We start from the raw sequence: 15,001 nt of genomic DNA on the forward strand, positions 1-15,001 counted from the left end.
TTCCCTAAACCGGTGTCTTGCTGTTGACAAAATGGCCATATTTTAATATCTTTAAATCAAGATAATTGTTTTCGAGATAAAAGGGGGAGAACCATGAAAATAAAAGGCATACACCATGTGTCAGCTTTAACAGCTGATGCAAAGAAGAACTATGATTTTTATACAAAGGTAATGGGGATGCGGCTTGTTAAAAAGACGGTCAATCAGGATGATACAAGCGTTTATCATCTTTTTTACGGCGACAAAAATGCTTCTCCGGGGAGCGAGCTCACCTTCTTTGAAATCCCGAGAGCAGCGCGGACACATAAAGGAGCGAGAAGCATTTCAGCCGTTTCTCTTAGGGTAAAAAGCAGCAAAGCACTGCAATTTTGGCAGCAAAGATTAAAAAATCATGACATACAGACTGGAGACATTCATGAGCTGGATGGAAGACAGGCACTGTTTTTCAGTGACCCAGAAGGCTTGGATGTGCTTTTGCTGGCTGATGAAGCTTCATTAAATGGCATGCCTTGGGTGACAGAGGAAATTTCTGAAGAAAACGGCATTCTTGGGCTTGGACCGGTTCAGCTGACTGTTAATAAAACTGGCCCGACATTCAGGGTGCTGGAAGAGGTTCTGGGATTCCGCAAGAAAGCCGAATACAAGATTGACGAGCAGTCCTCACTAAGCGTTTTTGAGACAGGAGAAGGCGGAGCGGGAAGCGAAATTCACGTTATTCAGCATGCGGATTTGCCGGCAGAGAGAATTGGCAGGGGCGGCATTCATCATGTCGCTTTAAGAGTGGGCAATAGAGACGAATTGGAACAGTGGAACAAAAAAATTGAATCCTTTGGCTTTGCCAATTCCGGCATAGTAAACAGATTTTACTTTCAAGCCTTATACTTCCGGGACAGGAATGGCATCCTTTTTGAACTTTCAACAGACGGCCCGGGCTTTGACGTCGATGAACCTGCCGATGAACTGGGAAAAACGCTAGCGCTTCCCCCTTTTCTTGAGCCGCAAAGAGAACAGATTGAGGCGAAATTGAAACCGCTGGATTTTTGACTGCAGCTTAATCCTCTTTTGTCCTTTTCTCTATAAACACTCTCTTTTATTAGGAGTATAATAGAAGTATGAAAAGAGACAGGAGGGGTTCCGAATGAATTCATACAAAAAAATTCTTGTCGCTTATGACGGTTCCGAGTTAAGCAAAAAAGCCTATAAGGAAGCTGTAGCTCTGGCGAAAGGCAGCCCTGATTCTGAAGTGAAAGCTGTAATGGTGATCAGCCCTTCCAAGTATGCTGCAACAAATTCCTATTATGGAATGGCTGAAGATGAATTTGAAGAGGCAGCTCTTTTAATGAAAAGAGTTTGCGAACGGCTTCGGGAGGACCTGCCTGAGAGAACTACTGACACTGCTGTTCTGCAGGGGGCACCAGGGGAAGAAATTGTCCGGTATGCCATTATGAACAGCTCGGATTTGATTATAATGGGAAGCAGAGGTCTTGGAGGCTTCAAGGAGCTGTTCCTGGGCAGCGTCAGCCACAGTGTTCTTCAGCTATCCAATTGTCCTGTACTGGTTATAAAGTAGATAGAAAAAGCCGCCTTTTTAAAAAGAGGCGGCTTTTTCTTGAGATTAGATTTATATGTCTTGAGATTAGATTTATAAAAGTAATTAGATAGCTATTTGGCAGAAGTTGATTTGTCCAGCTCCAGCGCTTGTCGGGGCTGAACGAGCGGCTTGCGCTTTTAGTGGTTACTTTTTCCTAAATTAAGGGTAATTTCATTGACAGATTGAAATCATTCGCTATAATATAATTAACAAAGTGTTAATTAATAAAAGGAGTGAAACAGTGTCCAACGAAGAAGCACTAAAACACTATGATTCTAAAAAGTATCGTACACCTGACGGATACACCTCGGATATTGCCGTTTTTACCATCTTATCAAAGAAAAGAGAACACAAGCCGCCTGAGGTTGCCATCCATTTGATGCTGATCAGGCGGAGTATGAAGAATGCGGAAGGCGAGCCGAATATTGAAGCAGGAAGGTGGGCTTTGCCGGGCGGTTTTGTTCAGGCGGATGAAACGGCCTTTGAGGCGGCAGCGAGGGAGCTTGCTGAAGAAACAGGTGTAAAGGACATTCATCTCAAGCATTACGGAACCTATGATCAGCCTGGCCGCGACCCGAGAGGCTGGATTATTTCGAACGCCCATTACGCTATTGTGAACGAGTCCTATTTAGCAGAAAGAAAAGCAGCCGACGATGCAGACGACGTTCAGCTATTTGGTCTGGAGGAACTCGAACAGCTTCCGCTGGCATTTGATCATCATCGTTTAATTCAGGATGCAATCAAAGAAATTAAGCGCGATCTTCTGCAAACAACAGCCGCAAAAAATTTCCTGCCGGAAGAATTCACTTATTCAGAACTGCAGGCTCTGCTCCTGACCATTACAGATGACCCTGCCATAAAAAGCAGCCAGGCATTTGCCAGAAAGATCAAGTCTCTCCCTTTTATAGAAGAGGCGAAAGGGAAAACAACAGTCAGGACGTCGAAAAAACCAGCCCAGCTTTATCGATTTATTGAGATGGATATTATTAAACCAATCTATACAGCGAGATATTAAGCTGTATGGATCAAGTGGAGGGACTTTTATGAAAAGGGCATTGATTAATATTGATTACACAAACGATTTTGTGGCTGATCATGGAGCATTGACCTGTGGAAAGCCCGGACAGATGATTGAAAAAGATCTTGTCCAGCTGACAAAGCATTTTATTGAAAATGGAGATTATACGGTATTTGCTGTAGACTGTCATGAAGGCAATGATCCTTTTCATCCAGAAAGCACCCTCTACCCGCCTCATAATATTGCTGGAACAGATGGAAGGGAATTGTACGGGGAACTCTATGAAGTATACGAAACTGCAAGCGGGATGGATAATGTGCATTACCTGGACAAAACAAGATACAGTGCTTTTGCCGGTACAGACCTTGAATTGCGGCTGAGGGAAAGAGGGATTGAAGAAGTCCATCTTGTTGGAGTCTGTACGGATATTTGCGTGCTTCATACAGCAGTAGATGCCTATAATAAAGGCTTTCGCATTGTTATTCATCAGAACGCTGTTGCAAGCTTTTCAAATGAGGGCCATCAATGGGCATTAGGGCATTTTAAAAACAGTATGAACGCTGAAATCAGGTAGTTGAAAAGAGGAGGAAGAACAATGGCAGCATTATACCAGGATGACAGTCTTGCGCTTCACACCGATCTCTATCAAATCAATATGGCTGAAACCTACTGGGAAGATGGCATACACAGCAAAAAAGCTGTATTTGACCTTTTCTTTAGAAGCCTGCCATTCGGAAACGGATTTGCCGTTTTTGCCGGGCTTGAAAGAGTCATTCAATTTCTGGAGAACTTCCGTTTTTCAGACAGTGATTTGGATTACTTAAGAGAACAGGGATATAAGGAGGATTTTGTCTCCTATTTAAAAGAACTTCGTTTTACGGGGAATATTAGGTCTGTGGAAGAAGGAGAGCTTGTATTCGGCAATGAGCCGCTGATCCGGGTGGAGGCGCCGCTTGCTGAAGCACAGCTGATTGAAACCGCTCTGTTGAATATCGTTAATTATCAGACGCTTATTGCAACAAAAGCCTGCAGAATGAAGCTTGCAGCTAAAAACGAGCCTCTGATGGAATTTGGAACAAGAAGAGCCCAGGAAATGGACGCAGCCATTTGGGGGACAAGGGCAGCCTATATTGGCGGATTTGTTGCCACTTCCAATGTGCGGGCCGGCAAACTATTCGGCATACCTGTCGCAGGCACGCATGCACATGCTTTAGTGCAGGCATACCGTGATGAGTACACGGCTTTTCATAAATACGCCCGCAGGCACAAAGAGTGCGTCTTTCTTGTCGATACATATGACACCCTGAAATCAGGGGTCCCGAATGCCATTAAAGTAGCAAAAGAACTTGGCGATCAAATCGTTTTTAAAGGCATCAGGCTCGACAGCGGCGACCTTGCTTATCTATCTAAGAAAGCCCGCAAAATGCTGGATGATGCAGGTTTTACCGAAACAGAAATCATCGCTTCCAACGACCTTGACGAAGATACAATCATGAACCTCCATGCACAGGGCGCAAGGATTGATGCGTGGGGAATCGGAACGAAGCTGATTACAGCTTACGACCAGCCTGCACTTGGAGCGGTATACAAAATTGTGAGCATTGAAGATGAAGATGGAATCATGCAGGATACAATCAAAATCAGCGGCAACCCTGAAAAGGTTACAACTCCTGGAGTGAAAAGAGTCTACAGAATTATTAACAGCACCAATCATAAGTCTGAAGGGGACTATATTGCACTTGAAGGAGAAGAGCCTGAAAAAGAAGAAAGAATTAAAATGTTCCACCCTGTCCATACGTATATCAGTAAATTTGTCACGGATTTTGAGGCAAGGGACCTTCACAAAGACATCTTTCAGGATGGCAAGCTGGTGTACAAGAAGCCGGAGCTTTCCGTTATCAGAGAAAAAGTGCAGTACGGTCTTGGCGAGCTATGGGATGAATACAGGCGGTCACTGAACCCTGAAGGCTATCCTGTTGATTTGAGCCCATTATGCTGGGAAAAGAAAATGAAAAATATAGAAGAAGTAAAAAACAAAACAGGGGCATTTGATAAGTAGAATAGGAGGAACCGCAGTGGGGAAAATCGGGATATACGGCAGCTCATTTGATCCGGTAACGAATGTGCATTTATGGACAGCGAGCACGGTAGCTCGCAGGTCTAATCTGGATAAAGTCATTTTTCTTCCTTGTTCAAGCAAGAGAAAGGATAAGCATCTTCATACAACAGATGAGCATCGGCTGGCTATGCTTACAATGGCCCTTGAAGATAACAGCAAATTTGAACTGGATGATTATGAAATGAAGCAGGAAAGCTGGAACATCTATACCTATCATACGATGGAGCATTTTCGTGCCCAGTTTCCTGAAGATGAAGTATATTTCATTATGGGGGCTGATCTTCTGCAGGATATTGCCCTTGGGCGATGGAAATTTGCGGAAGAGCTCATATCAAATAACAAGTTTATTATCATGGCGCGAAATGGTATAGATATGTTAAAGACCATCTCCGGCTCAGCCTTGCTTCGGAATCATGATGACGGCACACGCTTCCATCTGATCGACAAAGGACTTGCCATGGAAATCAGCAGCACGTATATCAGAGATGAATTTTCCCTTGGCGGCGAGCCGAGATATCTGCTCCCTGACAAATGCTACACTTATATTAAAGAACACGGAATCTATCAGCAATAATGAAAACGAAAGCTATAGGAAATGGGAAAGGATGATTTTAGTGAGTATGCAAGAACGCATTATCAAAGCTTTGGATGTTCAGCCTCAGATTGAACCTGCACAGGAAATCCGAAAAAGGGTTGATTTCCTGAAGCAATACATTAAAAAAACGAAGGCAAAAGGCTTTGTTCTAGGCATTAGTTTAGGACAGGATTCAACACTGGCAGGAAAGCTTTGCCAGATGGCGGTAAACGAGCTGCGCGAAGAAGGCACAGACGCAAGCTTTGTGGCGGTAAGGCTTCCTTACAAAGTACAAAAGGATGAGCATGATGCAAAGCTCGTATTTGACTTTATCGAGCCTGACAAAGTGGTCACATTCAATATTGCGGACACTGTTGACAGCTTTACAAAAACCTATAATGAGATGAATGATGAGGACCTTGAGGATTATCACAGAGGAAATGTAAAAGCAAGAGTCCGGATGATTGTCCAATATGCAGTAGGCGGACAGCATGGCCTTCTTGTGGCAGGAACAGACCATGCTGCTGAAGCAGTAACAGGTTTCTATACAAAATACGGCGACGGCGGAGCAGACCTTCTTCCGCTCCATGGACTATCAAAGCGGCAGGGCAAAGCACTCCTGAAGGAGCTTGGCTGCCCCGAAAGCCTGTACCAAAAAGCGCCGACAGCAGATCTTCTTGATGACAAGCCGCAGCAAGCTGATGAAACAGAGCTTGGCATCACCTATGATGAGCTTGATGATTACCTTGAAGGCAAAGAAGTAACTAAAGAGGCTGCGGAAAAAATCGAACAGCGGTTTATCGTAAGTGAGCACAAAAGACAAATGCCGGCTACCATGTTCGACAGCTGGTGGAAAGAATAAGAAAAAAAGCGCGGCCGCCGGCTGCGCTTTTTCTTTCTGGAAAGACTGGAAAAACCCCCTCCTCTTATCATATATTTCAGGTGGTGGGATCATGTGTTTATATGATTCAATGAGGGAAGCCATTGAAAAAAGGAGGGTTCATAGATGTACACAAGAACGCAGCTTGCCGTGCTGAAGCATAGAATGAGAGGGTTATTGGCACTTTCGTTTTTACTCTTTCTCCTCCTGGCAGGCCGGTTATTTTACATTCTGTAATTCTGCCTGGGGGTCAACATAATAAATTTATAAGAGGTTTGGACATGTGTATTTCAATTAGTGAAAAATCCGAATGATTAGGTAGATTTAAGTGAGTAGATCCCTTAATTGTTCGGATTTTTAATTTACTTAAGTAGATTTTATGCTTCATACGGATAGTAAAACTTAGTGGAATGGAGCGGAAGCCACTCCACTCCTGCGGGAAGAAGAGGAAAGGCTGAGACCCCGCAGGCGAAGCCGAGGAGGCTAAAGCCTTCCTCCCCGCGGAAAGGGAGTGGCTGCAGCGCAATGGAACGAACTTGTTCCTCCAGTTTAACTCATTCATAAGAGATAAAGTTTAGGAAGAATCCATTTAGACATTGTTCGTCTCCTGAGGATAGTTATTTCAGTTATGTCCCAGCCTCTTTTTCAATCCTCTTTCTTGGACGCAGAGCTTCACATAGGAGTAACATAAAAAGAAAAGCAATCGTTCGGAGTGTACATCATTATGGAATACATACAGCAAGGGTCATCAGCCTTTAAAAAAGCGAATCTGGCTCTTTTTGCAGGAGGATTTTGCACGTTCGCCAACTTATACTGCGTCCAGCCGCTTCTGCCGGAGTTTACACAGACATTTCATATTACACCTGCCCAAGCAAGCTTATCTCTTTCATTTACAACTTTGGCGCTTGCCATCAGCATGCTCATTGCAGGATCTCTGTCAGATGCAGCCGGCAGGAAAAAAATAATGGCATTTTCCATGGCAGGCGTTTCACTGCTTGCGATTGTGCTTTCATTTATTCCAAGCTACCCGGTTCTTTTAGGAGTGAGGGTTCTGCAAGGAATCATCTTTGCGGGGCTGCCGTCTGTTGCGATGGCTTATTTGGGAGAAGAAATCAGTCCGGAAAGTCTTGGAGCAGCCATGGGCATCTATATAAGCGGGAATTCAGTCGGGGGTTTGAGCGGGCGTGTGCTGATGGGAACGCTGACCGATTTATTTGACTGGCGGCTGGCCATGGCAGCAATCGGGGTTATCAGCATTGCGGCAAGTGTTCTTTTTATTTTTCTGCTGCCGGATTCCAGACATTTTAAGCCGCAGAAAACGAATGCAAAAGGAATGGCCCTATCCCTGATCGGTCATTTGAAAAATCCTGGATTGAACGGTTTGTTTTTTATCGGCTTCCTTCTGATGGGAAGCTTTGTCACTCTCTATAACTATATTGAATTTCTTCTGGTAAAGCCGCCATATTCTCTCAGTCCTATTCTTGTGAGCTGGATTTTTATCGTTTACCTTGTCGGTACGTTCAGTTCAGCCTGGATGGGAGCAAAAGCAGATCAACACGGGCGGAAAAAAATGCTTGTGCTGAGCATTGTGTTTATGGCTGCCGGTGCGCTTCTCACTCTTTCAGCAAGCCTGGCAGCCAAGATTGCCGGCATTGCCGTTTTTACCTTTTGCTTTTTCGGAGGACATTCCATCGCGAGCGGGTGGGTCGGGAGAAGAGCAGCAGTCAATAAAGCGCAGGCAAGCTCTCTCTATCTATTCTTTTATTACGCAGGTTCAAGCCTTGGCGGTACTTTGGGAGGCCTTTTCTGGGCTGAAGCAGGATGGGGAGGAGTCATCGCTATGATTTCTTTATTTCTTCTGGCTGCTCTCGCAATCGTATGCTTTATTGGTAAAAAAGCTTCCTCACAATAAACAGCCCTTTGCTATGATGCAGGGCTTTTTTTATTGTACTTCTTCTTATTTCCACATTTTCGGGAGTTATTGCCCCGATATTTTTCATCAATTCGGACTATTCAATGAGATGAGCTCCAGCGTTATACTTTAGGCGGAATGAATATTCATTCCGCGATCGGAGGCGGGGAAGTGGAAGCTGCATTATCGAAAAAGGACCACATTTTAAAAGCAGCCCTTCATCTTTTTGCGGAGCGGGGGTATGATGCAACAACGGTTCCGAGCATCGCTGAAACCGCTGGTGTTGGAGCAGGTACGATCTATCGGTACTTTGATAACAAAGAAACGCTTGTTAACCATTTGTTTCAGCATTGCATCTCAAGGCTTGCGGATATATGGAAAGCCAATGATGGACTGAATGAATTTAAAACGCGCGATCAATTTCACAGACTTTTTTACGGTATGGTCTCCTATTCGGAGGAAGAGGAATATGCTCTTCATTTTTTGAGGGATCATGCCTATGCGCATTTTCTGGACGAAGAAAGCTTAAAAGCATTTGACGAAACGCTTGGCATTCTCCGGGACTTTTTTGAAGAGGGCCAAAAAAAGGAAGATATTAAAAAACTGCCCTCAGACGGCTTGATTGCGATTTTGTTCGGGGCCTTTCTGGAATTGCAAAAAATGGTCTGGTCCGGCCATCTGATCCTGTCGCCAAAGCTGCTTGCAGATCTGGAAGAAAGCTTATGGGATGCCGTCCGCATAAATAAAGGAAGTCTTACCATCTAACTGAAAGAAGGGAAAGCATGAACACGTTAATGAAAATCCCTAATCCTGAATTAACTGGTGCCGTTGAAAAGCTGCCGCCGCATGATCCTCAGAATCCTGTGCAATGGCTGATGAAAACAGCGGAAATTATGGGGCCGATTTTTCAGCTGCAGACGCCTGAACGGATGGCCACTTATGTAACGAGCAGAGAATTTGCTGCAGAAGTGAGCGATGAAAAGAGATTTGCCAAGAGCGTCAGTCCGGCGCTCCAGAATGTCCGGGAATTTGCCGGAGACGGACTGTTTACAAGCTGGACTCATGAGCCAAATTGGAAGAAAGCGCACAATATTCTTCTGCCGAGCTTCAGCCAAAAAGCGATGAAGGGCTATCATAGCATGATGGCTGATATCGCCGTTCAGCTTGTGCAAAAATGGGAACGGCTGAATCCAGGAGAAGAAGTCGAGGTATCAGACGATATGACCCGGCTTACGCTCGACACCATAGGCCTCTGCGGATTCAATTACAGGTTCAATAGCTTTTATAAAGAAAAAAATCATCCGTTTGTCGACTGTATGGTCCGTTCACTCGGGGAAGCGATGAACAGAGTTGCAAGCCCTGATGTGCCTGAGGAAAGACAAAAGCAATTTCAGGATGATATTTCCTATATGTTCGGACTTGTTGACTTTCTTATAGAAGAACGAAAAAAGAGCGGTGAAAATCCGGGAGATCTGCTTTCACATATGCTGAACAGCACAGACCCGGAAACAGGAGAAAGGCTGGATGACGAGAACATCCGCTTTCAAATCATTACTTTTCTGATTGCAGGGCATGAAACGACAAGCGGCCTGCTTTCCTTTACCCTTTACTATTTGCTGAAAAATAAAGAAAAGCTGCAAAAAACTCAAGCCGAGGCTGACCGTGTTCTGACAGATCCTATTCCGGATTACAAGCAGGTTAAAAAACTGAAGTACATCCAGATGGTCTTGAATGAAGCCCTCCGTCTCTGGCCGACAGCACCTGGATTCTCTATTTATGCAAAGGGAGACCAGGTTCTGGGCGAAAAGTATATGCTAAAGGAAGGACAGGAAGTGTTTGTGATTCTTCCGCAGCTTCATCGCGACAAGGCCGTTTGGGGAGAAAACGCAGATGAGTTTTTGCCTGAGCGCTTTGAAGATATGAGCCGAATCCCGCAGCATGCATTCAAGCCTTTTGGAAACGGACAGCGCGCCTGCATTGGCCAGCAATTTGCCCTTCATGAAGCAACGATGATTCTCGGCATGCTGCTGAAGCATTTTGATTTTACTGATCATAAAAATTATCAGCTGAAGGTAAAAGAAACTCTGACATTGAAGCCGGAAGGATTTACCATGCAGGTAAAATCAAGAAAGCGCCCGCTTGCAGCGGTAAATTTGAAGGAGGAAGCGCCGGCAGTGAGCAGCACCGGGGAAAGCAGTGCTCAAGTACAGCCGAAAAATGCCCACCTGACACCTCTTCTTGTTCTGTATGGTTCCAATATGGGTACAGCAGAAGGAATTGCGAAAGAGCTGGCAGATGCCGGTACAGCGCAGGGTTATCAGACAGAAGCGGCCCCGCTTGACGAGCATGCAGGAAAGCTGCCGAAGGAAGGAGCTGTTATCATCGTTACTTCTTCCTATAATGGCACACCGCCTGACAATGCGATGCAGTTTATTGACTGGCTGGAATCTGCAAAAAGCGAGGAATTGGCTGGTGTCCGCTACGCAGTCTTTGGCTGCGGGGACCGGAACTGGGCCAGTACCTATCAGAAAGTGCCGCTTCTCATTGATGAACTGCTGAGCTCCAAAGGGGCAGAATCCATGCTGCCTCGCGGCGAAGGCGATGCTGACAGTGATTTTGAATTGCAATATGAAAGCTGGAAAAATGAATTATGGCCTGAAACAGCGAAGAAGCTCGGTCTGTTAATTGAGGCTGAGGCACAGCAGACAGCTAAAACAGTAAATGTAGAATTTGTCGGTCACTTGGAAGAATCACCGATCGCTAAAAACTACCAGGCGTTTTCGGCTGAAGTTTTAAAAAATGAAGAACTGCAATCAGCAAACAGTCCGAGAAGCACGCGGCACATCGAATTAGCATTGCCGCAGGGAACTCTTTATAAAGAAGGCGATCATCTAGGCATTCTCCCTGAAAACAGTTTTGAACTGGTTTCACGTGCTTTAAGCCGATTTGGACTGACAGGATCAGAAAAGCTTAAGCTTAGCGGTAAAGGATCTTCTTTTTCTCATCTCCCATTAAATAAAGCTATTGGAGCAAGAGAACTGCTTTCTGCTTTTACAGAGCTTCAGGAGCCGGCAACAAGAGCGCAGCTCAGAGCGCTTGCCTCTCATACCGTCTGCCCTCCTCATAAGGCAGAGCTTGAAGAGCTCTTGGATGATGGGCTTTACCGGAGCAATGTGCTCAATAAACGGCTGACGATGCTGGACTTTTTAGAGCAATATCCAGCATGCGAAATGAGCCTTGGCACCTTTCTTGCACTATTGCCGCCATTGAAGCCAAGATATTACAGTATTTCAAGCTCGCTGAAAGCAGCAGAAGGTCTGGCAAGCATTACAGTAAGCATTGTTAGGGAAGAAGCGTGGAGCGGAAAAGGAGAATACAAAGGAGTCGCCTCTAACTACCTGGCTGGACTTTCCGCCGGTGAAAGGGTGCTATGCTTTATCAAAAGCCAGCAAACAGGCTTCAGTCTTCCGGAGAATGCGGAAACACCGATCATTATGGTTGGACCTGGTACAGGCGTTGCCCCGTACAGAGGATTCCTGCAGGCTCGCCGTGCTCTGAAAGCTTCCGGACAAACCCTCGGTGAAGCACATTTGTATTTTGGATGCCGTTCTAAAGAAACCGATTATTTGTACAGAGAAGAGCTGGAGCAGGCAGAAAAAGACGGTCTGGTGAGCCTGCACACTGCTTTTTCGAGAGTAGCAGGCAAGCCAAAAACCTATGTTCAGCATTTGATGGAACAGGATGGTCCTCAATTGATCAAACTGCTTGAAAAAGGCGCCTGCCTCTATATTTGCGGTGACGGCAGCAGGATGGCTCCTGATGTAGAGAACATGCTATTAAATTGCTATCAAAAAGAGGCTGGAGTGTCAGAGGAAGAGGCACAAAGTTTCCTTGCAGGGCTTCAGAAGGATGGAAGATATTCGCTGGATGTTTGGGCTGGATAATAAAAACTCCCTTTGTTTAACCGCAAAGGGAGTTTTTTTATAGAGTTCGCGGCTAAGCAGGGCACTTCAAAATGCTTTCCACTAAAAAGGCAAAAAAAAATCAGACTCTGTTAAGAGTCTGAAATCTATGTGGTGGCGAATTATATTTTTTGTACGTTAGTTGCTTGAGGACCGCGTTGGCCTTGTTCAACTTCAAAAGATACTTCTTGACCTTCGTCAAGTGTTTTGAAGCCTTCGCCTTGAATAGCGGAGAAATGTACGAATACATCGTCGCCATCTTCACGTTCGATAAATCCAAAACCTTTTTCTGCATTAAACCATTTTACTTTACCTTGTTCCATTTGTGTTGCCTCCTTGTGCGCTGCGCACACATTGTATTACTATCCTTGCTCAATCAGAAAAATGAGACGTACAATCTCGCTTTCAACGAACAAAAATAATTCTTATTAAAGATAACAGAAATAGTCAAACAATGCAAGCGTACCTCAGCATTAGCTATACAGTTACCAATAAACAGTCATTTTTAACTACAAAAAAGAAGAAAAACCTCGAATTATCTGTATTTTCAGACCTATCTCCGTGACTTTTTTCCTCATGCTTGAATTCGTTATGCTGCTTATCCATAATAACAGTAACTAATGAAAGCCGGAGGGATTAAAATGTGCGGAAGATATTCACTTTTTGAAGATTTAAATGTGCTTGAGGAAATGTTTGAATTTGAGTATGAAGGTGAAATAGTGCCCCGCTACAATATAGCTCCTTCTCAGAAAATCCTTGCCATTATCGGAGAAAGTGGCAAAAGAAAGGGCAGAGAGTTCAGATGGGGTCTTATTCCGCCATGGAGCAAGGACATTAAAATCGGTTACAAAATGATTAATGCCAGATCGGAAACCATAGCGGAGAAACCAAGCTTTAAAAAACCATTTGAATCTAAAAGATGCCTCATTCCATGCACAGGGTATTATGAATGGAAAAAGGAAGAAAGCGGAAAGCAGCCCTACTTTTTTTATTTATCCAGCAAAGAGCCATTTGCTTTTGCCGGACTGTATGATGTATGGAAAAATAAAGAAGAGACTATTGTCTCCTGCACAATATTAACCTGTTCAGCAAACGAGAAGGCTCAGGATGTCCATGACCGCATGCCGGTCATACTTAAGAAAAAGGATCAGGAAGCATGGCTGTCCTCCAAATCAGCACCTGCAGATTTACAGGAGCTGTTTAAACCTTACCCTTCAAAAGAAATGGATAAAGCAGCGGTGTCCCAGCTTGTTAACTCTCCAAAAAATGAAACGGCTGAAATTCTTGCACCGCTGAACAGCAAATAAGAACTTACCGCGTCTCTTCTATTGGAAAGACGCTTTTAATTGAAAGGCTCTTTATCTGCATAGAAGTCTCAGAACCTCTAAATAAAAATTCAAAAATTTCATGTAAATTCTGGAAAAGCATATATAAAAATAGCTATCCCGTTCTTTTTCGTGCTTGAATTTTTGTTTAAATGCTTTATCAGAGCATAAAACTGAAGCAATTGTCAGGAAACTATGCTGATTGAGTCGTTTTTTTAATTGGCTATGTTAAAGGGAAATGCTGATTTTTCCGCACTTGTTATCTACATTCCAGGCGGGAGCAGCGGGACAGGTGAGACCCCGCATGCGCCTCACCGCCCGCCCCGCGAAAAGCGGACGCCTGCAGCGGAAATCAACAGTCATATTTAAACGTGCGGAATTCAAGATTTATACGGGTCCAAAGAAAAATTTCATTCCTGTTTATTTCATCATGTGGCAATATGAAGGGTATCGAGATTAAAACAGGGGGAGCGATAATTAATGCTGGAAATACTCGCAAAAATTCATCCATCTGACAAGGAAGCAGGCAAAAAGGCTGCTTCTTATATTGATACACTTACCAAACCGCCAGGGAGTCTTGGCAGGTTAGAGGAAATTGCCATTAAGCTCGCTGAGATTTTTTCAAGCCTGTCTCCTGAAGTGACTCCTCCAGGTGTGCTCGTATTTGCCGGAGACCATGGGATCGTTTCAGAAGGGGTTTCAGCCTTTCCGCAGGAAGTCACTCAGCAGATGGTTGCCAACTTTTTAAATGGCGGAGCTGCCATCAATGTATTCAGCCGGCAAATTGGAGCCAAGCTGGCCATTATTGACACAGGCATTGCGGGTGATCTTTCTTATGAAGGATTATCAGTTAGAAAAATCAGGCACGGTACAAGAAACTTCCTCGTAGAGGATGCCATGACAAGGGAAGAAGCAGAAGCGAGCTTATTGATTGGGTATGAAGAAGCTTCGAAAATAATCAAGGACGGAGCAAAATGCTTAATTCCAGGAGAGATGGGCATTGGAAATACCACTTCGAGCAGTGCAATTATTTCCGTCCTAAGCGGAATCAGCGCAGAAAGTCTGGTTGGAAGAGGTACAGGCATTAATGCTGAAAAACAGTTCCATAAACAGCAGGTTATTTCCAAGGCAATAGAAGCAAGAAAGCCTAATATCCATGATCCTGTGGATGTTCTTGCAAAGGTAGGAGGCTATGAAATCGGAGGGATGGCCGGTGCCATGCTAGCGGCTGCAGCTAACAGAATACCGGTATTAGCTGATGGGTTTATCAGTACAGCCGCAGCTTTTCTTGCCGCTGCTATTTGTCCTGCTGCAAAGGATTTCATGCTTGCGTCTCATTTATCAGAGGAAGCTGGACACGAAGCCGCTCTTAAGGCTTTGGGACTTGATCCCATTCTTAAGCTGAATTTGAGGCTTGGTGAAGGAAGCGGGGCTGCCATCGCTTTTCCTATTATCCTTGCCGCTTCTTTAATGATCAGGGAGATGGCTACCTTTGAACAGGCAGGAATTTCAGGGTCCTCATAATGAGGCCTTTTTTTACGCATTTTTTTCAGCTGACTGTAGAAAATTGTCAAAAAAACACTGCTGCAGGGGTTAAAAAATGACGATAAAAGTAGTATA

At 44.5% G+C, this 15,001-nt stretch carries 13 protein-coding genes; 12 read left to right on the forward strand and 1 reads right to left on the reverse strand.

Annotated features, from left to right (window positions below; genetic code table 11):
• Positions 1 to 93: 93 nt before the first annotated feature.
• The 10 genes from LRR81_RS16355 (at position 94) to LRR81_RS16400 (ending at position 12,038) form a co-directional block, all read left to right on the forward strand.
• Positions 94 to 1,044: a ring-cleaving dioxygenase gene (locus LRR81_RS16355; protein ID WP_231790466.1), complete on the forward strand. Its 951-nt coding sequence runs from the start codon at positions 94 to 96 to the stop codon at positions 1,042 to 1,044.
• A gap of 94 nt (positions 1,045 to 1,138) precedes the next feature.
• The gene (locus tag LRR81_RS16360; protein ID WP_231790467.1) at positions 1,139 to 1,570 is read left to right on the forward strand and encodes a universal stress protein; all 432 of its coding nucleotides are present in this window, start codon (positions 1,139 to 1,141) and stop codon (positions 1,568 to 1,570) included.
• 262 nt (positions 1,571 to 1,832) lie between these two features.
• The gene (locus LRR81_RS16365) at positions 1,833 to 2,606 is read left to right on the forward strand and encodes an NUDIX hydrolase (protein ID WP_331716349.1); all 774 of its coding nucleotides are present in this window, start codon (positions 1,833 to 1,835) and stop codon (positions 2,604 to 2,606) included.
• Between the two features lie 28 nt (positions 2,607 to 2,634).
• Positions 2,635 to 3,183: a cysteine hydrolase family protein gene (locus tag LRR81_RS16370; RefSeq protein WP_231790468.1), complete on the forward strand. Its 549-nt coding sequence runs from the start codon at positions 2,635 to 2,637 to the stop codon at positions 3,181 to 3,183.
• Between the two features lie 21 nt (positions 3,184 to 3,204).
• Entirely contained in the window at positions 3,205 to 4,668 is a 1,464-nt protein-coding gene (locus LRR81_RS16375) for a nicotinate phosphoribosyltransferase (RefSeq protein ID WP_231790469.1), read from the forward strand.
• 16 nt (positions 4,669 to 4,684) lie between these two features.
• Positions 4,685 to 5,302 carry a nicotinate (nicotinamide) nucleotide adenylyltransferase gene (nadD, locus tag LRR81_RS16380; protein ID WP_231790470.1) on the forward strand — a complete coding sequence of 206 codons (618 nt, stop codon included), beginning with the start codon at positions 4,685 to 4,687 and terminating at the stop codon, positions 5,300 to 5,302.
• A 40-nt stretch (positions 5,303 to 5,342) separates the two neighbouring features.
• A complete protein-coding gene (gene nadE, locus LRR81_RS16385) occupies positions 5,343 to 6,164 on the forward strand; it encodes an ammonia-dependent NAD(+) synthetase (RefSeq protein ID WP_231790471.1) in 822 nt (273 codons plus the stop codon).
• 742 nt (positions 6,165 to 6,906) lie between these two features.
• Entirely contained in the window at positions 6,907 to 8,094 is a 1,188-nt protein-coding gene (locus LRR81_RS16390) for an MFS transporter (RefSeq protein WP_231790472.1), read from the forward strand.
• Between the two features lie 138 nt (positions 8,095 to 8,232).
• Positions 8,233 to 8,859 carry a TetR/AcrR family transcriptional regulator gene (locus LRR81_RS16395; protein ID WP_231790473.1) on the forward strand — a complete coding sequence of 209 codons (627 nt, stop codon included), beginning with the start codon at positions 8,233 to 8,235 and terminating at the stop codon, positions 8,857 to 8,859.
• Between the two features lie 17 nt (positions 8,860 to 8,876).
• Complete coding sequence (locus LRR81_RS16400) at positions 8,877 to 12,038, forward strand: bifunctional cytochrome P450/NADPH--P450 reductase (protein WP_231790474.1); 3,162 nt, start codon at positions 8,877 to 8,879, stop codon at positions 12,036 to 12,038.
• Positions 12,039 to 12,178: 140 nt separating this feature from the next.
• Here the strand turns inward: LRR81_RS16400 and LRR81_RS16405 are convergent, their stop codons facing one another.
• Positions 12,179 to 12,379, reverse strand: coding sequence for a cold-shock protein (locus LRR81_RS16405; protein ID WP_231790475.1), 201 nt, complete (start codon positions 12,377 to 12,379; stop codon positions 12,179 to 12,181).
• A 318-nt stretch (positions 12,380 to 12,697) separates the two neighbouring features.
• On the opposite strand from LRR81_RS16405, the gene LRR81_RS16410 reads away from it, so the two are divergent.
• On the forward strand, positions 12,698 to 13,363 hold the full coding sequence (locus LRR81_RS16410; protein WP_231790476.1) for an SOS response-associated peptidase: 666 nt from the start codon (positions 12,698 to 12,700) through the stop codon (positions 13,361 to 13,363).
• Positions 13,364 to 13,861: 498 nt separating this feature from the next.
• A complete protein-coding gene (gene cobT / locus LRR81_RS16415) occupies positions 13,862 to 14,905 on the forward strand; it encodes a nicotinate-nucleotide--dimethylbenzimidazole phosphoribosyltransferase (RefSeq protein WP_231790477.1) in 1,044 nt (347 codons plus the stop codon).
• Positions 14,906 to 15,001: the final 96 nt, after the last annotated feature.

The organism is Metabacillus kandeliae (assembly GCF_021166585.1).
GTDB lineage: Bacteria > Bacillota > Bacilli > Bacillales > Bacillaceae > Metabacillus_B > Metabacillus_B kandeliae.

Bases quoted from the DNA above. Each gene is read 5' to 3' on its own strand.
- LRR81_RS16355 (WP_231790466.1), top strand. From the start codon at position 94: ATGAAAATAAAAGGCATACACCATGTGTCAGCTTTAACAGCTGATGCA.
- LRR81_RS16360 (WP_231790467.1), top strand. From the start codon at position 1,139: ATGAATTCATACAAAAAAATTCTTGTCGCTTATGACGGTTCCGAGTTA.
- LRR81_RS16370 (WP_231790468.1), top strand. From the start codon at position 2,635: ATGAAAAGGGCATTGATTAATATTGATTACACAAACGATTTTGTGGCT.
- LRR81_RS16375 (WP_231790469.1), top strand. From the start codon at position 3,205: ATGGCAGCATTATACCAGGATGACAGTCTTGCGCTTCACACCGATCTC.
- LRR81_RS16390 (WP_231790472.1), top strand. From the start codon at position 6,907: ATGGAATACATACAGCAAGGGTCATCAGCCTTTAAAAAAGCGAATCTG.
- LRR81_RS16395 (WP_231790473.1), top strand. From the start codon at position 8,233: ATGAATATTCATTCCGCGATCGGAGGCGGGGAAGTGGAAGCTGCATTA.
- LRR81_RS16400 (WP_231790474.1), top strand. From the start codon at position 8,877: ATGAACACGTTAATGAAAATCCCTAATCCTGAATTAACTGGTGCCGTT.
- LRR81_RS16405 (WP_231790475.1), bottom strand. From the start codon at position 12,379: ATGGAACAAGGTAAAGTAAAATGGTTTAATGCAGAAAAAGGTTTTGGA.
- LRR81_RS16410 (WP_231790476.1), top strand. From the start codon at position 12,698: ATGTGCGGAAGATATTCACTTTTTGAAGATTTAAATGTGCTTGAGGAA.
- cobT (WP_231790477.1), top strand. From the start codon at position 13,862: ATGCTGGAAATACTCGCAAAAATTCATCCATCTGACAAGGAAGCAGGC.